Below are 22,482 nucleotides of genomic sequence, written 5' to 3'. Positions count from 1 at the left end.
GCTTATTCCTCGCTGCTCTCATCACGGTAAACCCCGGCAAACGAGGCATTCCCGAACGGACTTAGCACCAGACCTTTAATATCATGGCGATATGCCTGTAAACGCAACGATGACGCCAGCGGCAATACCGGTAATTCCTGCGCCAGAATTTGCTGTGCCTGATCGTAGCTGTCGATGCGCGCCGAAAGTTGTTGCGACAACAGCGCCCGTTGCAATGATTCATCAAAGGCCGGTGAACACCAGTGCGCAAAGTTGGTCTGCGAGCGGATGGCCGCACAGCTCAACAGCGGCCGGAAGAAGCTATCCGGGTCGTTACTGTCTGTTGCCCAGCCGGTCAGCGTCAGATCATGATTCATCGCCATCAACTGCGCTTCCTGGAAACGGCCTTCCACCGGCGCGATGGTGACGCGCACGCCAACCTGAGCCAAATCGGCTTGCAGCAGTTCAGCGGTTTTCAGTGGGCTGGGGTTCCAGGATTGTGAGGTGGTAGGCACCACCAGTCGCAAGTGCATATCTTCCAGCCCGAGCGCTTTCAGCGCTTCACGAGCTTTCGCCGGATTGTATTCGGTGACCCGCGCATCATTATCATACGCCCAGGAAGCACGCGGTAAAATGGAGGCGGCGGTTTCGGCAGTGCCGTAATAGATCGATTCCATCAGGCGTTCGTTATTGATCGCCAGTGCCAGCGCGTGACGCACTTCCGGGCGATCCAGTGGCGGTTTACGCGTATTGAACGCTAAATAGGCGATGTTCATGCCAGGACGCAGCGTCATGCGCAGTCGCGGGTCATCACGCAAAATGGAGAGCTGGCTGGCCGCCGGATACGCCAGCACATCGCATTCACCTGTGAGCAACTTCGAAAGACGTCCTGTTCCGCCTACGCCAAGATCGATCACCACTTGCTGCAGACGCGGCACACCTTTCCAGTACTGCGGATTGCGCGCCAGGCGCAGATATTGCCCGGTACGGTACTCGCTCAACTGGAACGGACCGGTGCCCACCGGCTCGCGATCAAGGCGCTCCTGCTGGCCTTTCGCCGTCAGCTGGTCGGCATATTCCTGCGACAGGATTGGCGCGTAATGTGTAGCAATGTGCCAGAGGAAAGAGGCATCCGGACTGTTGAGACGGATTTCTACCGTGTCGTTGTCCAGTTTTTTAACACTTTGTACCGAGTCAGAGAACTGCAAACTATCGAAATAGGGATAGCTGCCACCGTTGACGTTATGCCACGGATGCTGGCGATTAAACATGCGCGCAAAGCTGAACACCACGTCATCGGCATTCATTTTTCGCGTGGGTTTAAACCAGTTGGTGTGCTGGAAAGAGACATCTTTGCGCAGATGAAAACGATAAGTGGCACCGTTGTCACGCACTTCCCAGCTCTGTGCCAGGTCAGGAATCAGGCGATAAGTGTAAGGGTCCACATCCAGCAGGCGGTCATAGAGCTGTGCCGCCAGCGTATCCACAACCAGGCCGCTGCTGACCATTTGAGGATTAAAGGTATTGACCGTGCCATTGACGCAATAAACAAAACCGCTATTACGGATGTTATTGGTTGGTGCGGCCAGCGCAGACGCACTCAATACGCTGAGACCGAGCAGCAGCGAGGAGAATAATTTTGGCATAGAACTCAACGATTCTGAGGCAATAGCGTGAGTGTATCGCAAACGTCACGCACTCCCCAAATTCATGATGGTTCTGCGTTGTTTTTCGCCAATCTGGCGAAGGGGTAATCACAATGTTAGTGTGGAAATGAGAAAAATTCTCAATTAGGGCTTTACAGATGATAATAAGAATGATTATTATTCTTCTGCGCTTCGACGGTGGCTCTACCGAAGAAGAGCACGACATTGCTCACATTGCTTCCAGTATTAAGTTGCCCGCATCTAATGCGGGCTTTTTTTGTGTGTCGTTTTTCCCGTCATCTTTTGCACTGCTGCTGCGTTGGCTGCGCGCACTAACCCCAGTCACATACTGATGTATGCTCCCGGGGATTAGCGCACTTGCCGCCTTGCATCAGCACAAAAGCTATAGGGAAAACCGACCCACACCTGTGCTGTCGTTGAAAAACCTTTCGACCAGTTAAACGATGATGTGGGGATTTCTCCGCTAGCAGCAAAGCCACGATGTACTCCAAAATAATCACCGGGGGCTTTTCATCTTACGTGGCTAACGTTCCCCCCATTGGCTAATCCTCATCCCGCGCCTGGATGCCGTGCTTTTTCATCATGGCGCGTAACTGATGGTAGGTAACGCGCAGTAGCTCGGCGGCGCGGCGTTGGTTGTATTTTGCCTGTTGCAAGCTGGCTTCGACCAGGTCGCGCTCCTGCTGATTTTGCCACTGGCGCAGATCAAGTGGCAGGGAGGGTAAGCCGCTGGTGCTGGGCTCGGGTAGGGTTTCAGGCGGGGCGCTGCGCGGAGCGAACGGATTGATAATGATGTTATCCAGTTCCTCTTCTGCACTGTGATGGCGATACACCGATCGTTCCACCACATTCTTCAATTCACGTACATTACCGGGCCAACTGTGGGTGAGTAGCGTGAGCTGAGCGCGCTCGCTGAAGCCGGGAAACAACGGCAGGCCGAGCTCGCGGCACATCTGGATAGCAAAATGCTCGGCCATCACCAGAATATCGCTGCGGCGTTCGCGTAATGGTGGGAGTTGCACCACATCAAAGGCGAGACGATCGAGTAGATCCGCGCGGAATTTTCCTGCCGCAGCCAGTGCGGGTAAATCCTCATTGGTGGCACACACCAGACGCACATTGACCTGCAAGGACTGATTGCCGCCAACACGCTCTAACTGGCCGTATTCGATGACACGTAGCAGCTTTTCCTGCACCAGCATCGGCGCGGTCGCCAGCTCATCGAGGAATAAGGTGCCGGCATCAGCGCGTTCAAAGCGGCCAAGATGACGTTTTTGCGCGCCGGTAAACGCCCCGGCTTCGTGGCCGAACAGTTCGGAATCGAGCAGGTTTTCATTCAGTGCCGCGCAGTTCAGCGACACAAAAGGCCCTTGCCAGCGATCGGAGAGATAGTGCAGGCGGCTGGCAATCAACTCTTTACCGGTTCCGCGTTCGCCAATGACCAGCACCGGTTTTTCCAGCGGCGCGAGACGGGAAACCTGCTCCAGCACCTCCAGAAAGTTATTCGACTCGCCCAACAGGTTATCGTTACCATTTGCCATGATGAATTTCGCCACTGGTTAATCAATTTCACTACATTAATGGATGCCAGCGCGAATGTAAAATATGCAAACCTCTTAAAATCAATGAATTAAAAGTTGGCACGGCATTTGTATTAAGTAACCGTGCACCGCACAACCACATGACAATCAGAGGAACATCATTATGGGTATTTTTTCTCGTTTCGCCGACATCGTGAACGCTAACATCAATTCCCTGCTGGAACGCGCCGAAGATCCGCAGAAACTGGTACGCCTGATGATTCAGGAAATGGAAGACACGCTGGTGGAAGTTCGCTCCACCTCAGCGCGCGCGCTGGCAGAAAAGAAACAGCTGCTGCGCCGTATCGAGCAGGCCGAAATCCAGCAGGCTGAATGGCAGGAAAAAGCCGAACTGGCCATCAGCAAAGAAAAAGAAGACTTAGCGCGTGCTGCGCTGATTGAAAAACAGAAACTAACCGATCTGATTGCAGCACTCAAACAAGAAGCCATTCAGGTTGAGGAAACACTGGACCGCATGAAAGGCGAGATCGGTGAGCTGGAGAAAAAACTCAGCGAAACCCGTGCACGCCAGCAGGCCCTGACGCTGCGTCATCAGGCGGCATCTTCTTCCCGCGATGTGCGCCGTCAGCTGGACAGCGGCAAGCTGGATGAAGCCATGGCGCGTTTCGAGTCTTTCGAACGCCGTATCGACCACATGGAAGCGGAAGCGGAGAGTCAGCGTTTTGGTAAGCCAAAAGGTCTCGACCAGGAGTTTGCCGAGCTGAAAGCTGACGACGAAATCAGCCAGCAACTGGCCGCGCTGAAAGCCAAAATGAACCGCAGCGAGTAAGGGACGTGGGGCTCGACGCTGAGCCCCTCGACCAGAGTGTTAATGATTAAGGAGAGTCAATGAGCGCACTTTTTCTCGCCATACCCCTGACGATCTTCGTGCTCTTTGTGGCGCCGATCTGGTTATGGCTGCACTACAGCAACAAACGCAACGGTGGCGCGGAACTGTCATCAGGCGATATGCAGCGTCTGCAACAGCTGACGCAAGACGCGCGCCGCATGCGTGAACGTGTGGAAGCACTCGAAGCCATTCTGGATGCGGAGCATCCAAACTGGAGGCAACCATGATGAATGGCCGCAAATTGTGGCGCATCCCGCAGCAAGGCAAAGTGCGCGGCGTCTGTGCCGGTCTGGCGGAGTATCTGGATATTCCGGTGCGCCTGTTACGTGTGATTGTGGTGCTGTCGCTGTTTTTCGGGTTGTTCATGTTTACCGTGGTGGCGTACTTCATCCTGGGCTTTGTGCTGGATGAAAAGCCCGCAGATGCACCCGACCAGCATACGCCAACTGCACGTGATTTACTGGATGAGCTGGAAACATCGTTGAAAAGTGATGAGCGTAACGTGCGAGATATCGAACGCTACGTTACCTCCGAGACCTTCAGTGTGCGTAGCCGCTTCCGTCAAATCTGATTTTTTTCCGCCGGGCCCACTGCGGGTCCGCTTCACCGCATATTCTTAAGGAGTGGAGATGTACAATTCTCGTATGACTGCTCTGCGCCGCCGCGCAACACCTGCGTTGAAGTCGGCGGGGAAATTCATCATCATCAGTGCAGTAACCTATGGGCCCGGCGGGTTAGCTGGCTGGGCAGTGAAATCGGTGGCGCGTCGCCCGTTGCGCCTGCTTCTGGCGGCCGCCCTGGAACCGTTGCTGAGTAAGGCATTCAAACGCCTGTCAGCACGTTTCGTCAGGGAGATGGATGAAAAGACTGCAAAATGAACTGGCGGCGTTGATGAATCGCGGTGTTGACCGCCACTTACGCCTTGCCGTAACGGGGCTGAGCCGCAGCGGCAAAACCGCCTTTATCACCTCGCTGGTGAACCAACTTCTCAATGTACACAGCGGCGCCCGTTTGCCGCTGTTTTCCGTTGTGCGTGAAGAGCGCCTGCTGGGCGTCAAACGTGTGCCGCAGCGTGAGCTGGGGACGCCGCGTTTTACCTATGACGAAGGGCTGGCGCAACTCTATGGTACGCCTCCCATCTGGCCAACGCCGACACGCGGTGTCAGTGAAATGCGTCTGGCGCTGCGCTATCGGCCAGAGCAATCGCTGCTGCGCCACTTCAAAGATACCGCCACGCTCTATCTGGAAATCGTCGATTACCCTGGTGAATGGCTGCTCGATCTGCCGATGCTGGCGCAGGATTATCTCAGCTGGTCGCGACAGATGATGGGGTTGCTGCAGGGCGATCGTCAGCAGTGGGCGGCACACTGGCACAGCTTGTCACAGGATCTCGATCCTTTTGCCGCAGCGGATGAAAATCGTCTGGCGGAGATTGCCGCGGCCTGGACGGATTATCTGCATCAGTGCAAAACCGAGGGGTTGCACTTTATTCAGCCAGGCCGCTTTGTGCTGCCGGGCGATATGGCAGGTGCCCCGGCACTGCAGTTCTTCCCCTGGCCACAGGTGGATGAGATTCACGCCAGCAAGCTGTTGCAGGCTCCCGCAGGCAGTAACTTTGCCGTGCTGCAACAACGCTTTAACTACTACTGCCAGCATGTGGTGAAGGATTTCTACAAAAATTATTTTCTGCGATTTGACCGCCAGATCGTGCTGGTGGATTGTCTGCAACCGTTAAACAGCGGGCCGCAGGCGTTCAATGATATGCGGCTGGCACTGACGCAGTTGATGCAAAGCTTCCATTACGGGCAGCGCACGTTGTTCCGTCGTCTGTTTTCCCCGGTCATCGACAAACTCTTGTTTGCCGCCACCAAAGCCGACCATATCACGGCCGATCAGCACGCCAATATGGTGTCGCTGTTACAACAGCTGGTTCAGGATGCCTGGCAAAACGCGGCGTTTGAAGGGATCAGCATGGATTGTATTGGACTGGCGTCGGTGCAGGCCACCGAAAGTGGGCTGGTGGACCATCGTGGCGAAAAGCTGCCCGCGCTGCGCGGTCATCGTCTTCATGACGGCGAAGCGCTGACCTTCTATCCCGGCGAAGTGCCGCCACGTTTGCCCGGGCATCAGTTCTGGCAGCAGCAGGGATTTCAGTTTGAACAGTTCCGGCCGCAGCAGTTGGATGTTGATCGGCCGCTGCCGCACATTCGCATGGATGCCGCGCTGGAATTTTTACTTGGAGATAAATTGCGATGAGCGACGAAACCCCATTAAAACCGCGCATTGATTTTGCACGACCGCTTGAAGCGGAGGCGCAGCAACCACTACGTGCGGCGCAAACTTTTAGTGAGGAAAGCGAGAGCGCGTTTCTAGCCACTCAAGAGTCAGAGCCGCTGGCAGAGGGCGAAGGTGAAAAAGTGGTTGAGGCCGCGCTGCGCCCCAAACGCAGTCTCTGGCGCAAGCTGGTAGGGGCCGGCCTGGGGATTTTTGGCATCAGCGTGGTCGCACAGGGCGCTCAGTGGATGCACGATGCCTGGATCACGCGTGATTGGTTTTCACTCGGCACCGGCGTGGCTGGAAGCCTGATTGTGATTGCCGGAGCCGGGGCATTAATTGGCGAGTGGCGTCGTCTTTATCGACTGCGCCAGCGAGCCGAAGAGCGGGATATCGGGCGGGAATTACTGCACAGCCACGGTATCGGCAAAGGCCGCGCTTTTTGCGAAAAGCTGGCCCAGCAGGCGCAGCTCGATCAGGCGCATCCGGCTTTGCAGCGCTGGCACGCGGCGCTGCATGAAACTCATAACGATCGCGAAATTGTGATGCTTTACGCGCAACTGGTGCAACTGGTGCTGGATCGTCAGGCGCATCGCGAGATCAGCCGCCACGCTGCGGAATCGACACTGATGATTGCGGTGAGTCCACTGGCGCTGGTGGACATGGCGTTTATTGCCTGGCGCAACCTGCGGCTGGTCAATCGCATTGCGGCTATTTATGGTATCGAGTTGGGGTATTTCAGCCGTATCCGCCTTTTTCGTTTAGTGTTGCTGAATATGGCCTTTGCCGGTGCTTCCGAGCTGGTGCGTGAAGTGGGGATGGATTGGATGTCGCAGGACATCGCGGCCCGTCTCTCGGCACGCGCTGCTCAGGGTATCGGTGCTGGTTTGCTAACCGCGAGATTAGGCATCAAAGCTATGGAATTATGCCGTCCGCTGCCCTGGCTGGAAGATGATAAGCCGCGTCTCGGAGATTTCCGTCGGGAACTATTGGTTCAGCTAAAAGAATCCCTGTCTAAGAGTGGGGGAAAAGCAGGGCAGACTGCTAAATAATTTCCTGTTGCTCACCTTTCACGCTGTCAATCAGGTGGAAGGTGAAATTATCTTTGTTAAATGTGATATTTGGCGGGATTATTGTGGGTCATTCCGCTACACTTCTTCACGTCACCTGCCTTAAACTGTCAACTTTTCATGACAGGCCTCTTCTGAGGCGCTGCAAGTTAGCGTATTATCTCTAAAATCAAAACCTGACTAAGGCTCATCGCAATGCGTTTGGAAGTTTTCTGCCAGGACCGCATCGGTCTGGCGCGCGAGCTACTCGACCTGCTGGTTGCGCGCAACATCGACCTGCGCGGTATTGAAATTGCGCCACTCGGTCGCATCTATCTCAACTTTTCTGCCCTTGAATTCGAACCCTTCAGTACGCTGATGGCGGAAATCCGTCGTACACCTGGCGTAACAGATGTGCGCACCGTTAGCTACATGCCCTCTGAGCGTGAACATCGCGCGTTAAGTGCATTACTCATTGCTATGCCGGAGCCGGTGTTCTCTATCGACCTTAAATGCAAGGTGGAACTCGCCAACCCGGCAGCGCAAAACCTGTTTAATCTCGATGAACAGAAGCTGCGTAATCAGAACGCCGCGACTCTGATCACCGGTTTCAATTTCCAGCGCTGGATCGAGAATGAGCGTGTGGAAGCCCAGGCACATCACGTTGTTATTCAGGGCCGTGATTTCCTGATGGAAGCCCGACCAATTTATCTGGCGGAAGAAGAGGGGCAGAGCGATCAGCCCGTCGGCGCAATGATCACGCTGAAATCCACCGCCCGTATGGGACGACAGCTGCAAAATCTCACCGTGACGGATGAGTCGGAATTTGACCACATCGTGGCGGTGACGCCAAAAATGCGTCAGGTGATCGATCAGGCACGTAAACTGGCGATGCACGACGCGCCACTGCTGATTGTCGGCGATACCGGCACCGGCAAAGATATGCTGGCACGCGCCTGCCATCTGCGCAGCGCACGCGGTAAAAAACCTTTTCTGGCGCTTAACTGTGCGTCTCTGCCGGATGATGTGGCCGAGAGTGAGCTGTTTGGTCACGCGGCGGGCGCTTATCCGAACGCGCTGGAAGGCAAGAAAGGTTTCTTTGAACAGGCCAATGGCGGCTCGGTGCTGCTGGATGAGATTGGTGAGATGTCACCGCGCATGCAGACAAAACTGCTGCGCTTCCTCAACGATGGCACTTTCCGTCGCGTGGGTGAAGAACATGAAGTGCATGTGGATGTGCGCGTCATTTGTGCCACGCAGAAGAACCTGATCGAGCTGGTGCAACGGGGTGAGTTCCGTGAAGACCTGTTTTACCGCCTTAATGTACTGACGCTCAATTTGCCGCCTTTACGTGAGCGCCCGCTGGACATCCTGCCGCTAACAGAGATGTTTGTGGCGCGCTTTGCCGATGAGCAGGGACTGCCGCGTCCGCGTTTGTCACCGCAGTTGGCACCGTTCCTGACGCGCTATAACTGGCCGGGTAATGTGCGGCAGTTGAAAAATGCGCTGTATCGCGCACTGACGCAGCTGGAAGGCTACGAGTTACGTCCTCAGGACATCATTCTGCCTGAGCAGGCGTTAGATGTGACGCTGGGCGAAGAAGCGATGGAAGGTTCGCTGGATGAGATCACCAGCCGTTTCGAACGTTCGGTGCTGACGCGGCTCTACTTGTCTTACCCAAGTACGCGCAAACTGGCAAAACGTCTGGGTGTGTCGCATACCGCGATTGCCAATAAACTGCGTGAATATGGGTTGGGGCAGAAGCGCGGCGAGAGCGAGTAATTTTACAGCGCTTATCTTAATGCAATAAATAAGGGCGCACTTTGTGAAGTGCGCCCTTATCACATCATATTAATGCTTACTTCAGTGCAGCCAGTGCCGCATCATAGTTGGGCTCTTCGGTGATTTCGTTCACCAATTCGCTGTAAATTACTTTGTCGTTTTCATCCAGTACCACTACTGCACGGGCAGTCAGGCCTTTCAGTGGGCCATCAGCAATCGCCACACCGTAATCTTCTTTGAACTCCGCACCGCGCAGCGCAGACAGGGTCACCACGTTGCTCACGTTTTCTGCACCGCAGAAACGAGACTGGGCAAACGGCAGATCGGCAGAGATGCACAGCACTACAGTGTTGCTGGATTCGCCAGAACGTTCGTTGAACTTGCGCACTGATGCCGCGCACACGCCGGTATCAATACTTGGGAAAATGTTCAGAACTTTGCGTTTACCTGCATACTGAGAAAGGGAGACGTCACTCAGGTCCTTTGCGACCAGAGAGAAAGCTTTTGCCTGTTCGCCAGCCTGCGGGAAGTGACCTGCAACCGGGACCGGATTGCCCTGAAAGTGAACATTCTGAGACATACGATTTCCTTTTAGCGATGAAAAAGTCTGGCATTAAGCCTGCCAGAGCAGATATAGCGTTTGTTTATGACATAATTTTGAAGGGTTTACGAGCGCATTTCGTCGCGATAGCAGATGCACATCGCAATTAAGCCACGGATTTAAGGAGAATTAATGAGAACAGTGAAGAGTTATCCAGAGGCCTGGCCGTTACATTCGCCGTTTGTTATTTCACGCGGCAGCAGGACGGAAGCGCATGTTGTGGTGGTCGAGATTGAACAGGACGGCCTGAAAGGGGTAGGTGAAGCGACTCCATACGCACGCTATGGCGAAAGTGAAGACTCGGTGCTGCAACAAATTGCCGCGCAGTTGCCTGCGATACAAAATGGTATGACGCGAGCGGAGTTGCAACAGGCATTAGCGGCCGGTGCCGCGCGGAATGCGCTTGATTGTGCCTTATGGGATCTGGAACGCCAGCAACAGAATAAAAGTTTGCAAGCGCTGTGCGGTGTTGAGTTGGCAGAGGAAATCATTACGGCGCATACGGTGAGTATTGATACACCAGAAGCGATGGCCAGCAGTGCATTAGCGTTGTGGCAACATGGTGCGCGTTTACTGAAGATAAAACTCGATCATCATTTGATCAGTGAACGTCTGGTGGCGATTCGCAGTGCCGTACCGGAAGCGACGTTAATTGTGGATGCCAATGAGTCCTGGCAGGCAGAGGGACTGGCAGCACGCTGTCAGCTACTGGCAGATTTAAACATTGCGATGCTCGAACAACCGCTTCCGGCAGCCGAAGATGCCGCATTGGCGAACTTTGTCCACCCACTTCCTATCTGTGCGGATGAGAGTTGTCACACCCGGGAGAATCTGGCGCAGTTGAAAGGGCGCTATGAGATGGTGAATATCAAGCTGGATAAAACCGGTGGATTGACGGAAGCCCTGGCGCTGGCAAATGAGGCGCGTCAGCAAGGGTTTGCAGTGATGCTCGGCTGTATGCTGTGTACTTCAAGGGCAATCCGCGCGGCGTTACCGCTGACACCGATTGCAAAATTCGCCGATCTTGACGGCCCAACCTGGCTGGCTGCCGATGTTGAGCCGTCGCTGCATTTTTCACACGGCGTGCTTAAGCCTGCGGCTGCCAGCGCAGCAGGTTAATCATCGCATCAAGGTACACATCAGTCGCTTCATCCACTGAAATGGGCGGCATCTCGGCGGTTATGCACAACAAGCCGAGATCGTCGCACCAGCTGCCAAATGATCCCGGCGTGGCATAGCCCACGCTGCTCACCACCGGTAATTGCGTTTGTTCTGCCAGCCACTGCGCAAGGTGACTGTGGTGGGGATCGTCAATGCAGGCCAGAGGCTCATGCCAGGACACCACCCAGCGCGGCTTGATTTGATGGATCAACTGACATAGCGCGCGCGTTTCCGGCTCGGAAGCGGGGCTGCTGCCCGTTGACAGCAACACATCACGTTCGTCCGCTGCGCTGTTCCAGCGATATACCGTGTCGCCATTTTGCCAGTTGGCGGCCGGGAAATTGCGGTTGAGATCGACACCGTTGGCATTGGCACGCAGGCCCAATTGGCATCCATCCGGATTCACCGCCAGCACCACATGATGGCGGCGCAGTGGCTCCGGCAGCGTGCGCATCGCACCGGATAAGGTCGCGACGGCGGCATTTTCATCACCGTGCGTGCCGGCAATGATCAACCCACTGTCGGCATCGGCCGCCGGGGCCGGGAACCACAGCAACGGTGCGCCGAGCACCGATTGCCCATATTGTTGCCAGACCGCGTCGAGTTTGCCGCGCAGCGGGCGGGGATGATGTGACGACATGACATTCCTCTCTGAAATCGTGCAATGAGCGCATGGATAGCAAGGCGCTTCAGGATTAAAAAATGTGACCGACAATTCAGCCTCAACATAACGGTAAACAGCAGACAGGGAAATAGCTATATATCAATCAGCAATTTGCGATAGAGTCACTAAAGACGCTGGCGACGCAGACCTCTTCGCAGTCGCCATTTTTTTGGGTAAAGGAGTGGTGATGACATTAACTTTCCGCAAGACGCTGGCCGCCGTAATGATTGCTGGTGTTTTCTCACCGGTGTTTGCTGCTAATGTGCCAACGGGCGCACAGTTAGCGCCGACTCAGGAAATTGTTCGCCATATCAAAGACGAACCCGCCTCGTTGGATCCCATGAAAGCCGTGGGCCTGCCAGAAATTCAGGTGATGCGCGATTTGTTCGAAGGGCTGACCAATCAGGATGCGCACGGCAAAATCGTGCCGGGCGTGGCAGAAAGCTGGCACAGCAACGACAACAAAACCTGGATCTTCACGCTGCGTAAAGATGCGCGCTGGTCTAACGGCGAACCGGTCACAGCACAGGATTTCGTTTATAGCTGGCAGCGCCTGGTGGAGCCGAAAAACAGTTCTCCCTTTGCGTGGTTTGCCGCGCTGAGTGGCATCGAAAACGCGGATGCCATCACCAAAGGGCAAATGAGTGCCGATAAGTTGGGTGTCACAGCCACCGATGCCAATCATCTCAAGGTGACGTTGTCACGCCCTGTGCCGTGGTTCCCGAGCATGGTAGCCAATGCCGCGATGTATCCGGTATCGCAGAAGGTGATTGAGCAAAATCCTGATAGCTGGACGTCGCCCGGTAAACTGGTGGGCAACGGCGCCTATCAATTGCAGGATCGCGTGGTGAACGAAAAAATTGTGTTGGTACCTAATCAAAACTACTGGGATAACAGCCATTCCGTACTGACCAAAGTGACCTTTATCCCTATCAATGAAGAGTCTAGCGCCACCAAACGTTACCGCGCGGGCGATATCGATATCACCGAATCCTTCCCGAAAAATATGTATGCGCTGCTGAAAAAAGAGCTGCCAGGTCAGGTGTATACGCCGGATCAGTTGGGCACCTACTATTACGCCTTTAACACCGAAAAGGGTCCGACCGCCGATGTGCGTGTGCGTAAAGCGCTGTCATGGAGTATCGATCGCCGCATTATTGCCGAGAAAGTGTTGGGTACCGGGGAGAAACCGGCCTGGCACTTTACACCGGATGTCACCGCAGGATTTACACCGCAGCAAAGCTATCTGCAACAGCACAGCCAGCAGGAATTGAATGCACAGGCAAAAGCGCTGCTGACGTCGGCGGGCTACGGTCCCGGCAAGCCGCTGCATTTGACGCTGCTGTATAACACCTCGGAAAGCCATCAGAAGATCGCCATCGCCGTGGCGTCGATGTGGAAAAAGAACCTTGGAGTGGACGTTACGCTGCAAAACCAGGAGTGGAAAACCTACATCGACAGCCGCAACAGCGGTAACTTTGACGTGATTCGTGCGTCATGGGTCGGGGATTACAATGAACCTTCCACTTTCCTGAGTTTGCTGACCTCAACACACACCGGCAATATCGCCCGTTTCCACAGCGCGGATTATGATGCGGTGCTGACCAAAGCCAGCATGGAAACCAGCGTGGCTGCCCGCAATACCGACTACAACAAAGCGGAGCAGATCATTGCCGATCAGGCACCGATCGCCCCGATCTACCAATATACCAACGGGCGACTGATCAAACCGTGGGTCAAAGGTTATCCTATCACCAATCCCGAAGATGTCGCTTACAGCCGCGAACTGTGGATCGAAAAGCACTGATATACGACGCTAATCAGCAGAGTGGTGTGATTGTGTGCGTCTCCATAACCGGAGCAACGGATTAAGGAGACGCATCCAATGACGATGTTGCCGCTCTCGCTTTCTGCGGATGCTCACCTTTATCTTGTCATCTTTGCTCACAGCCTGATGATTGCAACTCGTCTGCGCCACGCTAGACTGTATCGTATTGATTTTGATAGTGAGGCGAGTTAGTGAACGTCATTGAAGGAAAAGCGTTAAAAGTTTCGGATGCCATTATCTCCTGCCAGCTCGACGGCAAAGGCGGGGTTATCCCGATTGAAGATAAAGATGTCATCAACTGTGAGCGTCCGTGCTGGCTGCATCTGAACTACACCCAACGGCAAAGTGCCGAGTGGCTGCAAAATACCCCGCTGATCCCCGATTCCGTGCGTGATGCGTTAGCGGGCGACAGCATGCGCCCACGCGTCACGCGCCTGGGCGACGGTTTTATGATTGTGCTGCGCAGTGTCAATCACAACGCCGATTCACGACCGGATCAACTCGTCGCCATGCGCGTGTTTATCAACGATAAAGTGATCGTCTCCACGCGTCGCCGCAAAGTCTATGCCATTGATGAAGTGCTGGCTGATTTGCAAAACGGTAACGGCCCGGTGGATGGCGGTAGCTGGCTGGTGGATGTTTGCGATGCGCTCACCGATCACGCCAGCGAATTTATCGAAGAGATGCACGACAAAATTATCGAGCTGGAAGATGCGTTGATGGACCAGCAGGTTCCGGCGCGCGGCGAGTTAGCGCTGCTGCGTAAGCAACTGATCGTGATGCGTCGTTATATGGCGCCACAGCGTGATGTTTATGCCCGCCTGGCGAGTGAAAAACTACCGTGGATGAATGATGACGACCGTCGTCGTATGCAGGACGTTGCTGATCGTCTGGGACGCGGACTGGATGACCTCAATGCAGGCGTAGCGCGTACCGGGATTTTGGCCGATGAAGTCGCGTCTTTGCTGGCAGAGTCGATGAACCGCCGCACCTATACCATGTCGCTGATGGCGATGATTTTCCTGCCAGCGACATTCCTGACAGGATTGTTTGGCGTCAACCTTGGCGGTATTCCGGGTGGTAGTTGGCCACTGGGCTTTACCGCGTTCTGCGTACTACTGCTGGTGATGGTGGTGGGCGTGGCGATATGGCTCAAACGACGCAACTGGTTGTAATGTAAGGTTCAGGTTATAAGCGTTAACCCGCTGTTAAATAAGGTGCTGCAAGCAAAAAAGCGGAAAAAACCTGATCGATATCAATAAGTGGATCGCCTAACAGGGGCAAACTCTCTCTCGCAGGTGAATGCAACGTCAAGCGATGGGCGTTGCGCTCCATATTGTCTTACTTCCTTTTTTAGAATTACTGCATAGCACATTTGATTCGTACAACGCCGGCTAATCCGCCGGCTTTTTTTTGCCCGCTTGGCTTGGCTGTGTTTCCTTTCCTATGCTTAAAGGACATTCAGCGATAAGGAGCAGGGCATGCAAGAACTCATTGCCAGCGATCCCATTCCAACCGATCCGCCACCGATTCCAGAACCGATTCCTCATCCGCAGCCAATTCCGGAACCCGATCCTCCCTACGATCCCGAGTTTCCACCGATCATCGATCCGCCACCTCACCGGTAATAAAAAAGGCGCAGAGCCGAAGCGCTGCGCCTTAATTAGAATCGTCTGCGAATTACTTAATTTCTAACACATCCAGTCGCACGCTCATTTCCGGCGCATCTTCTTCGTCCGGCTGCCAGCCCGCAGGTTTTACCGGCAAGGTTTCGCGATCAAAGCCAATATCGCCGCCGTCGACCACTTCATCGCCGTGCTGAATGCCTTTAAAGTCGAACAAATTAATGTCCGCCATGTGCGAAGGCACAATGTTCTGCATCGCGCTGAACATGGTTTCGATACGGCCCGGATAACGTTTATCCCAGTCACGCAGCATATCGGCAACAACCTGACGCTGCAGGTTAGGCTGTGAACCACACAGGTTGCACGGAATAATCGGATACTGGCGCGCTGCAGCGAAGCGAATGATGTCTTTTTCGCGGCAGTAGGCCAGCGGACGAATGACAATATGTTTGCCATCGTCACTCATCAGTTTCGGTGGCATGCCTTTCATTTTGCCGCCGTAGAACATGTTCAGGAACAGGGTCTGCAGGATATCGTCGCGATGATGGCCCAGCGCAATCTTGGTACAGCCTAATTCGGTAGCGGTGCGGTAAAGGATCCCGCGACGCAGACGTGAACAGAGCGAACAGGTGGTCTTGCCTTCCGGAATCTTCTCTTTAACGATGGAGTAAGTATCTTCGTCAACGATTTTATACTCGACACCCTGTTCTTCCAGATACGCGGGCAGAATATGTGCCGGGAATCCTGGCTGTTTTTGGTCGAGATTGACCGCCACCAGTGAGAAGTTCACCGGCGCGCTCTTCTGCAAACTGCGCAAAATTTCCAGCATGGTGTAGCTGTCTTTACCGCCAGACAGACAGACCATGATGCGATCGCCTTCTTCAATCATGTTGAAATCAGCAATGGCTTCGCCCACGTTACGACGCAGACGCTTCTGAAGCTTGTTCAGCTTATATTGTTCTTTCTTCGTTACTTCTTGATTTTCTGACATTATTTTCACGCTTGAGAATGAACGCAAGGGTCGTTGGCGGCTGAATAAAGCTTCAGCGGCAATAAACCCTTATGACATGAGTGCGTATGGTACGGATTGCGCAGGCGAATGCCAGTCTGATGTGATCTCTTTTCACGGATTCCTGCGATAAAACCGCACACTTTGCCAGAACAATCTGCCCATTTATTGATCTGGGTAAAGATTGTGCTCATCGCTGCCTGACAGGATGGATGAAGTGTTTTTTTAGTTTCTAAAGGTGAGGAGAGGCAGATGCAAACGTACGACATGGTTTTTGAAGAAGCGTGCCGGCTAGTCGGGCAATGTTATCTCGAGCTGGCGCAGCGCGGATCAGCAACAGAAAAAGAGGTGGTAGCGACAGAATTGCGTAATCTGCAACTCCGCTATCGGGAATTAACCGGCTCGCCCAATCGCGCGGTTGAAATGGCGATTATTCAGCTTCAGCCCTGTTAAAATAATAAGCCCGGCCAGTGAGCGCCGGGCTTAGTTCATTTAGTCACTTTTCTCTGCTTTACCGGCCATTTCCGCCAGTCGCTGATAGCGTTGATAGGCGGCTTCGGTTGCTTCCTGCCATAGCTGAGCAGCGGCTTCCGGTTCATGGGTTTGCAACTGGCGGAAACGCTGCTCGTTCATCAACGCCTCTTCCAGCACCGAGGTGGGCGGGCGAGAGTCCAGCGCCAGTGCCGCTTTGCCTTGCTCGGCCCGACGAGGGTCAAAACGATACAGCGGCCAGAATCCGCTGGTGGTCAACAATCGCATCTGCTCATGGCTGTAGGCGAGGTCGTAACCGTGCTCTTCACACGGACTGTAGGCGATGATCAGCGATGGGCCGGGCCAGGCCTCCGCTTCCTGAATCGCTTTCACCGTCTGATTCAACTGCGCGCCCAGCGAAATTTGGGCCACATACACATGCCCATACAGCATGGTGGCAACGCCTAAATCCTTACGTGCTTTGCGCTTCCCTTGCTCGCCAAACTTGGTGACTGCGCCGAGCGGCGTGGCTTTGGAGGCTTGTCCGCCGGTATTGGAATAGCACTGGGTGTCGAGAACCAGCACGTTGACGTTTTCGCTCAGGCTCATCACATGATCAAGACCGCCATAGCCGATGTCATAGGCCCATCCATCGCCTCCAATCAGCCAGACAGATTTCTCCACCAGCGCATCGGCGATAACCCGCAATTCGCCTGCGTGCGCTGATGATGAAGCCGCCAGCTGCTGACGCAGTTCAACGATTTGCTCGCGACGAACAGAGGGCAGGACATTTTCCTCTTTCAATGCTGCCACTAAAGCGTCAGGCAACTGTGGCGCACACTGATCTAACAGACGTAGCGCACGCTGTTGCTGCTGATCAACGCTCAGGCGGAAACCGAGCCCGAATTCAGCATTATCTTCAAACAGGGAATTGGCCCATGCCGGTCCGCGTCCTTCAGCGTTAGTGGTGTAAGGGGTGGAGGGGAGATTACCGCCATATATGGATGAGCAACCGGTGGCGTTGGCAATCAACAGTCGATCGCCATACAGCTGCGTCAGCAACTTGATATACGGCGTCTCCCCACAGCCGGAACAGGCGCCCGAATACTCAAACAGCGGGGTGATCAGTTGTGAGGTGCGAATATCAATGCGTTCCAGCTGTTCCGCCGTGATTTCCGGCAGCGCAAGAAACGCATCGTAATTCACCTTTTCAGTTTCAACATGCTCAAGACGGGATTGCATGTTGATGGCTTTTATCTCCGGATGCTGGCGATCGCTGGCCGGGCACACTTCGACACACAGATTACAGCCAGTGCAATCCTCAGGTGCTACCTGCAACACGTATTTCTGGCCGCGCATATCGCGTGATTTGACGTCGAGAAAAGCAAGTGAATCGGGTGCTGAGTCCATGGCTGCAGGCGCAACAACTTTAGCGCGAATCGCCGCGTGCGGGCAGGCTGCTGCGCAGTGATTACACTGCGTACACAGGTCGGGTTGCCAGATGGGGATCGCTTCGGCGATGTTGCGTTTTTCCCACTGGGTGGTGCCAACGGGCCAGGTGCCGTCTGGCGGCAGTGCGGACACCGGCAATTTGTCGCCTAATCCTGCCAGCATGGCGGCGGTGACGGTTTTGACAAAATCCGGTGCGCTATCGGATACCACCGGCGGACGGTGCGGGCTGTGCTGATCAACCACCTGTAGCGGTACCGCTTCCAGCGCCTGTTGAGCCATCGCCAGCGCCTGCCAGTTACGCTGCACCAGCTCCTCGCCTTTACTGCTGTAACTGCGTGCAATGGCGTTTTGCAGTTCGGTTAATGCACTGTCGCCGGGCAAAATCTGCGTCAACTGGAAGAACGCCATTTGCATCACGGTATTAATGCGCGCACCGAGCTGGCATTCACGCGCAATACGCGCCGCATTGATGACATAAAACCGCGCCTGCTTGTCATTAAGCTGGCTCTGCACTTCCTGCGGCAGGCGTGACCAGACTTCATCAGCGGCATAAGGCGTATTCAGCAGAAAAATGCCGCCCGGTTTCAACTGATCAAGCATCGAATATTTATCGATGAACTGCAGCTGATGGCAGCCAATAAAATCAGCCTGTTGCACCAGATACGCCGACTGGATGGGATGTTCACTGACGCGCAGATGCGAAACGGTCAGGCCGCCCGCTTTTTTCGAGTCATAAACGAAATAGCCTTGCACGTGCCACGGCGTGGCATTGCCGATGATCTTCAGGTTGTTTTTGCTGGCGCTCACGCTACCGTCACTACCGAGGCCGTAAAACAGCGCTTCCAGTCGCGCCCGGTTCGGCACGATGTTGGCCTCCATCGGCAGCGATAAGTGCGTGACATCATCATAAATACCCACGGTGAAACGCGCAGGCGGTTGTTCACGCTGCAGCGCACGGAACACAGCGAGCACGGCATCAGGGGCAAACTCTTTCGATGACAGACCGTAGCGTCCGCCGATCACTTTCGGCAGCGTCGGGCGTTCACCCCGGCTAAAGGCTTCAGCCAGTGCGGTCATCACATCCAGGAACAGCGGCTCACCCAATGCGCCGGGCTCTTTGGTGCGATCCAGCACCGCCACGCGCTGAACCGAAACGGGCAGCGTTTTGATCAGATGCGCCGCTGAGAACGGACGATAGAGGCGCACTTTCACCAATCCGACCTTTTCGCCGCGCTGCAACAGCACATCAATCGCTTCTTCGGCGGTGCCGCAGCCCGAACCCATCATTACTATCACGCGCTCAGCCTGCGGATGACCATAAAACTCAAACGGCTGATACTGGCGGCCGGTGTTAGCGGCAAACGCGTTCATGGCGGCTTCAACATGGCCGGTACAGGCGTCGTACCAGCGGTTAGTGGCTTCGCGTGACTGGAAATAGGTATCAGGATTGGCGGAGGTGCCGCGAATGGTTGGACGATCCGGCGTCAGTGCGCGTGCACGATGTTCTGCGATCGCTTGTGCTGGCATCAGTGCTTGCAGGGTTTCATCACTGATGGGGACGATCTTATTGATCTCATGTGAGGTGCGGAAACCGTCGAAGAAGTGGATAAAGGGCACGCGGCTATTCAGTGAAGCCATCTGAGAAATCAACGCGAAATCCTGTGCTTCCTGCACGCTGGAAGCACACAGTTGTGCGCAACCGGTCTGGCGCACCGCCATCACATCAGAGTGATCGCCAAATATCGACAGCGCATGCGTGGCAACAGTTCGCGCAGCAACATGCAGGACAAACGGCGTCAGCTGCCCGGCGAGTTTATACAGCGTCGGGATCATCAGCAGCAGGCCCTGAGATGACGTGAACGTGGTGGAAAGGGCGCCGGTTTGTAACGCACCGTGCACGGTAGCAATCGCGCCGCCTTCTGACTGCATCTCCACCACGCGAGGGATATCACCCCAGATATTGCGGCGACCTTCGCCAGACCAACTGTCGGCCAGTTCCGCCATGGTGGAGCTGGGCGTGATGGGATAAATGGCGATCACTTCACTGGTGCGGAAAGCGACCGAAGCCACCGCACCGTTGCCGTCGACGGTAATCATAAATCGTCCTTTGCTACGCTGAGAAACCCGAAACTTTACGGGGGTAATGATTCAGTTTAGCAAAGCAATTTGGTCGGACTTTTTCATCTGTGTGGTGGCGACAGGTGAGCGCACTGCCATCTAAGGTTGTTGATTTTTACATCATTTCTAATGATTGAACGCCTTTGATTTCCATCACTTTATCGTAGATGGTGTGAATAGCGGCACTGCGTGACAATGTCACCTCAACGCTGAGTTCACACAGGCCATTCTCCACATCCCGATTTACCACAGCAATGTGACCGTAACGGATATTCTCGCGTTGCAGCACCAGCAACACCAGCGGCACACTTTTGGGTTTAAGGTGCACCATTAGCGTGTGATGGCGGCCGATCAGCCAATGACTGATGCGACGGAAGGTTTCTAACACCACCAGCGCTAGCACCGTGCCATAAATACCAATTTCATACATGCCGCTACCAATCACCAGGCCAATCGCGGCGGTGACCCACAAACCTGCGGCGGTGGTTAAACCCTTGACCACTTGTTTTTGGATGATGATGGTACCGGCGCCGAGGAAGCCCATCCCACTCACCACCTGTGCGGCAATTCGGCTGGGATCGAGCGCCACGTGATCACTATCAAGCATGTCGGCGAAGCCATACTTCGACACCAGCATAAACATAGCACTGCCAATACCCACCAAAATGTGGGTGCGTAATCCGGCCTCTTTGGCGCGCATCTGACGCTCGAGGCCAATCAATCCACCCAAAATGCCGGCGAGCGCAATACGGATCAACATGTCTGTTAGCATGATTCCTCCTTATGCATTGATAAATAGGATTGTTTCGGTGAAAAAAGGCTGTTCAGGTCCAATCAGGATAATTCTGCTTGCAAAAGGCGATAAAAAAATTTGTAAAAAGCTGTGTCGCCTATCGATCCCTTAACGCACCTGACATATGCTGGGGGCTCTTTTACGCCCAACTCCCCGGAGCCCGACCGATGAAAGCCGCTACCTTCCTGCTGGCCGGTGCAGCACTGTTACTTTCTGCCTGCAGCAGCAACAGTGATGACGAACCACCGCAACAGGCTACCGCAGCACACGTTCAACCGCATGTTGTTATGGCATCTATGGCCGAAGTGAATTGCAGTAATGCCGGGGGAACATTGGCGTTTTCACGCCAGCTGGATGGATCGCGTATTGGCATGTGTCAGCTAGCCAATGGCCGTCGTTGTGACGAGCAGGCGCTGATGGGTGGACAGTGCGCCCGCTGAGGCAGGCGCCACATCTTTACGCTTTCACCTGATTCGGGCAGTCTTCGCCACGTTCAAGCTTCTGTAAATTGCTGAGCGTGGTTTCGGAAATCGCCGTCAGGGCTTCGGCAGTCAGGAATGCCTGATGGCCGGTGAACAACACGTTATGGCAGGCTGACAGGCGACGGAACACATCGTCCTGAATCACATCGTTCGATTTATCTTCAAAGAACAGATCGCGCTCATTTTCATACACATCCATACCGAGTGAACCTATCTTTTGCTGCTTCAGCGCATCAATGGCTGCCTGTGAGTCGATCAGGCCACCACGGCTGGTGTTGATGATCATCACCCCATCTTTCATTTGATTAAAGGCTTGTGCATTCAGCAGATGATGATTTTCAGGCGTCATTGGGCAATGCAGCGTAATTACATCGGATGCGGCAAACAGCGTTTTCAGATCGACATACTCGGCACCCAGTTCGAGTGCAGCAGCACTTGGATAAGGATCGAACGCCAGTAAACGCATGCCAAAGCCTTTCAGGATGCGCATGGTCGCCACACCGATTTTACCGGTGCCAATCACACCCGCCGTTTTGCCGTGCATATTGAAACCGGTCAGGCCATCCAGCGAGAAGTTAGCATCACGTGTGCGTTGATAGGCGCGGTGAATGCGGCGATTCAGCGTCATCATCAACCCCACCGCGTGTTCAGCCACCGCTTCCGGCGAATAGGCCGGTACGCGTACCACCTGCAAACCGAGGGCGGCAGCCGCTTCAAGGTCGACGTTATTAAATCCGGCACAGCGCAGCGCGATGGTTTTCACGCCCAGTGCCGCCAGCTCCTCCAGCACCCCTTTACTGCCATCATCATTAACGAAAATGCACACCGCATCGCAGCCCGCCGCATTTTTGGCCGTGGTTTCGCTCAGCAGGAAGTCAAAAAACTGCAGCTCAAATCCAAAGCTGGCATTGACGTGTTCAAAGTATTTCTGGTCGTAGTGTTTGGTGCTGTAAACCGCAACTTTCATTATTTCGCTCCTGAAAAATGCAACGTCGGTATCATCACAGAATAACGTTTTCTGCATCATTTTGCTGATCTTCAGCCAGGCTATATAGCTAACACCTTCATTTGCCGGGCATAACATGACATCATCACCG

The 22,482-nt window shown here is 54.4% G+C and carries 22 protein-coding genes; 14 read left to right on the top strand and 8 right to left on the bottom strand.

The features are described 5' to 3' along the window. Positions 1-2 precede the first annotated feature (2 nt). Complete coding sequence (sapA, locus tag AC6I8L_RS10200) at positions 3-1,625, bottom strand: ABC transporter substrate-binding protein SapA (RefSeq protein WP_058959786.1); 1,623 nt, start codon at positions 1,623-1,625, stop codon at positions 3-5. Positions 1,626-1,795: 170 nt separating this feature from the next. On the opposite strand from sapA, the gene AC6I8L_RS10195 reads away from it, so the two are divergent. Beyond that, positions 1,796-1,978, top strand: a complete 183-nt coding sequence (locus AC6I8L_RS10195; protein WP_058959785.1) for a hypothetical protein — start codon at positions 1,796-1,798, stop codon at positions 1,976-1,978. 210 nt (positions 1,979-2,188) lie between these two features. On the opposite strand, the gene pspF is transcribed toward AC6I8L_RS10195, so the two are convergent. Further along, on the bottom strand, positions 2,189-3,187 hold the full coding sequence (pspF, locus tag AC6I8L_RS10190; RefSeq protein ID WP_058959847.1) for a phage shock protein operon transcriptional activator: 999 nt from the start codon (positions 3,185-3,187) through the stop codon (positions 2,189-2,191). Positions 3,188-3,350: 163 nt separating this feature from the next. On the opposite strand from pspF, the gene pspA reads away from it, so the two are divergent. The 7 genes from pspA (at position 3,351) to tyrR (ending at position 9,181) form a co-directional block, all read left to right on the top strand. Further along, positions 3,351-4,016 carry a phage shock protein PspA gene (gene pspA, locus AC6I8L_RS10185; RefSeq protein WP_034821385.1) on the top strand — a complete coding sequence of 222 codons (666 nt, stop codon included), beginning with the start codon at positions 3,351-3,353 and terminating at the stop codon, positions 4,014-4,016. 59 nt (positions 4,017-4,075) lie between these two features. Further along, entirely contained in the window at positions 4,076-4,303 is a 228-nt protein-coding gene (gene pspB, locus AC6I8L_RS10180) for an envelope stress response membrane protein PspB (RefSeq protein ID WP_034821383.1), read from the top strand. After that, positions 4,300-4,647 (top strand): envelope stress response membrane protein PspC, encoded by a 348-nt coding sequence (pspC, locus tag AC6I8L_RS10175; RefSeq protein WP_034821381.1) that lies wholly within the window; start codon positions 4,300-4,302, stop codon positions 4,645-4,647. Before pspB ends, pspC begins: the two co-directional genes overlap by 4 nt. Before the next feature lie 58 nt (positions 4,648-4,705). After that, positions 4,706-4,954 carry a phage shock protein PspD gene (gene pspD / locus AC6I8L_RS10170; RefSeq protein ID WP_034821379.1) on the top strand — a complete coding sequence of 83 codons (249 nt, stop codon included), beginning with the start codon at positions 4,706-4,708 and terminating at the stop codon, positions 4,952-4,954. Beyond that, on the top strand, positions 4,935-6,332 hold the full coding sequence (locus AC6I8L_RS10165; RefSeq protein WP_058959784.1) for a YcjX family GTP-binding protein: 1,398 nt from the start codon (positions 4,935-4,937) through the stop codon (positions 6,330-6,332). Before pspD ends, AC6I8L_RS10165 begins: the two co-directional genes overlap by 20 nt. Next, a complete protein-coding gene (locus tag AC6I8L_RS10160; protein WP_058959783.1) occupies positions 6,329-7,402 on the top strand; it encodes a YcjF family protein in 1,074 nt (357 codons plus the stop codon). The genes AC6I8L_RS10165 and AC6I8L_RS10160 overlap by 4 nt, the downstream gene beginning before the upstream one ends. A gap of 213 nt (positions 7,403-7,615) precedes the next feature. Then, on the top strand, positions 7,616-9,181 hold the full coding sequence (gene tyrR / locus AC6I8L_RS10155; protein ID WP_034821366.1) for a transcriptional regulator TyrR: 1,566 nt from the start codon (positions 7,616-7,618) through the stop codon (positions 9,179-9,181). A gap of 76 nt (positions 9,182-9,257) precedes the next feature. Here the strand turns inward: tyrR and tpx are convergent, their stop codons facing one another. Beyond that, the gene (gene tpx / locus AC6I8L_RS10150; RefSeq protein ID WP_034821364.1) at positions 9,258-9,761 is read right to left on the bottom strand and encodes a thiol peroxidase; all 504 of its coding nucleotides are present in this window, start codon (positions 9,759-9,761) and stop codon (positions 9,258-9,260) included. Positions 9,762-9,914: 153 nt separating this feature from the next. Between tpx and ycjG the strand changes: the two genes are divergently transcribed. After that, positions 9,915-10,901 (top strand): L-Ala-D/L-Glu epimerase, encoded by a 987-nt coding sequence (ycjG, locus tag AC6I8L_RS10145; protein WP_058959782.1) that lies wholly within the window; start codon positions 9,915-9,917, stop codon positions 10,899-10,901. Here ycjG and mpaA read toward each other — a convergent pair. After that, positions 10,870-11,583, bottom strand: a complete 714-nt coding sequence (gene mpaA, locus AC6I8L_RS10140; protein WP_058959781.1) for a murein tripeptide amidase MpaA — start codon at positions 11,581-11,583, stop codon at positions 10,870-10,872. The two genes, ycjG and mpaA, sit on opposite strands and share 32 nt — an antisense overlap. Positions 11,584-11,794: 211 nt before the next feature. On the opposite strand from mpaA, the gene AC6I8L_RS10135 reads away from it, so the two are divergent. From AC6I8L_RS10135 to AC6I8L_RS10125, 3 genes are all read left to right on the top strand, one after another. Further along, positions 11,795-13,414 (top strand): peptide ABC transporter substrate-binding protein, encoded by a 1,620-nt coding sequence (locus tag AC6I8L_RS10135; RefSeq protein WP_058959780.1) that lies wholly within the window; start codon positions 11,795-11,797, stop codon positions 13,412-13,414. 212 nt (positions 13,415-13,626) lie between these two features. Next, positions 13,627-14,610, top strand: a complete 984-nt coding sequence (zntB, locus tag AC6I8L_RS10130) for a zinc transporter ZntB (RefSeq protein WP_034821343.1) — start codon at positions 13,627-13,629, stop codon at positions 14,608-14,610. A 306-nt stretch (positions 14,611-14,916) separates the two neighbouring features. Continuing rightward, on the top strand, positions 14,917-15,063 hold the full coding sequence (locus AC6I8L_RS10125; protein WP_167347098.1) for a hypothetical protein: 147 nt from the start codon (positions 14,917-14,919) through the stop codon (positions 15,061-15,063). A gap of 52 nt (positions 15,064-15,115) precedes the next feature. On the opposite strand, the gene ttcA is transcribed toward AC6I8L_RS10125, so the two are convergent. Next, complete coding sequence (gene ttcA / locus AC6I8L_RS10120; protein ID WP_058959779.1) at positions 15,116-16,051, bottom strand: tRNA 2-thiocytidine(32) synthetase TtcA; 936 nt, start codon at positions 16,049-16,051, stop codon at positions 15,116-15,118. Positions 16,052-16,321: 270 nt separating this feature from the next. Here ttcA and AC6I8L_RS10115 point away from each other — a divergent pair, with 270 nt between their 5' ends. Then, the gene (locus AC6I8L_RS10115) at positions 16,322-16,522 is read left to right on the top strand and encodes a DUF2767 family protein (protein ID WP_034821329.1); all 201 of its coding nucleotides are present in this window, start codon (positions 16,322-16,324) and stop codon (positions 16,520-16,522) included. Between the two features lie 39 nt (positions 16,523-16,561). On the opposite strand, the gene nifJ is transcribed toward AC6I8L_RS10115, so the two are convergent. Both nifJ and AC6I8L_RS10105 read right to left on the bottom strand, forming a co-directional pair. Further along, on the bottom strand, positions 16,562-20,089 hold the full coding sequence (nifJ, locus tag AC6I8L_RS10110; RefSeq protein ID WP_058959778.1) for a pyruvate:ferredoxin (flavodoxin) oxidoreductase: 3,528 nt from the start codon (positions 20,087-20,089) through the stop codon (positions 16,562-16,564). Positions 20,090-20,225: 136 nt separating this feature from the next. Then, positions 20,226-20,882, bottom strand: coding sequence for an MgtC/SapB family protein (locus tag AC6I8L_RS10105; RefSeq protein ID WP_058959777.1), 657 nt, complete (start codon positions 20,880-20,882; stop codon positions 20,226-20,228). A 188-nt stretch (positions 20,883-21,070) separates the two neighbouring features. Here AC6I8L_RS10105 and AC6I8L_RS10100 point away from each other — a divergent pair, with 188 nt between their 5' ends. Further along, the gene (locus AC6I8L_RS10100; RefSeq protein WP_058959776.1) at positions 21,071-21,343 is read left to right on the top strand and encodes a putative hemolysin; all 273 of its coding nucleotides are present in this window, start codon (positions 21,071-21,073) and stop codon (positions 21,341-21,343) included. Between the two features lie 16 nt (positions 21,344-21,359). On the opposite strand, the gene AC6I8L_RS10095 is transcribed toward AC6I8L_RS10100, so the two are convergent. Beyond that, on the bottom strand, positions 21,360-22,352 hold the full coding sequence (locus AC6I8L_RS10095; protein ID WP_058959846.1) for a 2-hydroxyacid dehydrogenase: 993 nt from the start codon (positions 22,350-22,352) through the stop codon (positions 21,360-21,362). Between the last annotated feature and the right edge of the window lie 130 nt (positions 22,353-22,482).

The organism is Type-E symbiont of Plautia stali (assembly GCF_059731115.1).
This window is presented reverse-complemented; position numbering and strand designations above follow the sequence as displayed.

Coding starts and splice junctions, on each gene's coding strand:
- sapA (WP_058959786.1), bottom strand. CDS start 1,625: ATGCCAAAATTATTCTCCTCGCTGCTGCTCGGTCTCAGCGTATTGAGT.
- AC6I8L_RS10195 (WP_058959785.1), top strand. CDS start 1,796: ATGATTATTATTCTTCTGCGCTTCGACGGTGGCTCTACCGAAGAAGAG.
- pspF (WP_058959847.1), bottom strand. CDS start 3,187: ATGGCAAATGGTAACGATAACCTGTTGGGCGAGTCGAATAACTTTCTG.
- pspA (WP_034821385.1), top strand. CDS start 3,351: ATGGGTATTTTTTCTCGTTTCGCCGACATCGTGAACGCTAACATCAAT.
- pspB (WP_034821383.1), top strand. CDS start 4,076: ATGAGCGCACTTTTTCTCGCCATACCCCTGACGATCTTCGTGCTCTTT.
- pspC (WP_034821381.1), top strand. CDS start 4,300: ATGATGAATGGCCGCAAATTGTGGCGCATCCCGCAGCAAGGCAAAGTG.
- pspD (WP_034821379.1), top strand. CDS start 4,706: ATGTACAATTCTCGTATGACTGCTCTGCGCCGCCGCGCAACACCTGCG.
- AC6I8L_RS10165 (WP_058959784.1), top strand. CDS start 4,935: ATGAAAAGACTGCAAAATGAACTGGCGGCGTTGATGAATCGCGGTGTT.
- AC6I8L_RS10160 (WP_058959783.1), top strand. CDS start 6,329: ATGAGCGACGAAACCCCATTAAAACCGCGCATTGATTTTGCACGACCG.
- tyrR (WP_034821366.1), top strand. CDS start 7,616: ATGCGTTTGGAAGTTTTCTGCCAGGACCGCATCGGTCTGGCGCGCGAG.
- tpx (WP_034821364.1), bottom strand. CDS start 9,761: ATGTCTCAGAATGTTCACTTTCAGGGCAATCCGGTCCCGGTTGCAGGT.
- ycjG (WP_058959782.1), top strand. CDS start 9,915: ATGAGAACAGTGAAGAGTTATCCAGAGGCCTGGCCGTTACATTCGCCG.
- mpaA (WP_058959781.1), bottom strand. CDS start 11,583: ATGTCGTCACATCATCCCCGCCCGCTGCGCGGCAAACTCGACGCGGTC.
- AC6I8L_RS10135 (WP_058959780.1), top strand. CDS start 11,795: ATGACATTAACTTTCCGCAAGACGCTGGCCGCCGTAATGATTGCTGGT.
- AC6I8L_RS10125 (WP_167347098.1), top strand. CDS start 14,917: ATGCAAGAACTCATTGCCAGCGATCCCATTCCAACCGATCCGCCACCG.
- ttcA (WP_058959779.1), bottom strand. CDS start 16,051: ATGTCAGAAAATCAAGAAGTAACGAAGAAAGAACAATATAAGCTGAAC.
- AC6I8L_RS10115 (WP_034821329.1), top strand. CDS start 16,322: ATGCAAACGTACGACATGGTTTTTGAAGAAGCGTGCCGGCTAGTCGGG.
- nifJ (WP_058959778.1), bottom strand. CDS start 20,089: ATGATTACCGTCGACGGCAACGGTGCGGTGGCTTCGGTCGCTTTCCGC.
- AC6I8L_RS10105 (WP_058959777.1), bottom strand. CDS start 20,882: ATGCTAACAGACATGTTGATCCGTATTGCGCTCGCCGGCATTTTGGGT.
- AC6I8L_RS10100 (WP_058959776.1), top strand. CDS start 21,071: ATGAAAGCCGCTACCTTCCTGCTGGCCGGTGCAGCACTGTTACTTTCT.
- AC6I8L_RS10095 (WP_058959846.1), bottom strand. CDS start 22,352: ATGAAAGTTGCGGTTTACAGCACCAAACACTACGACCAGAAATACTTT.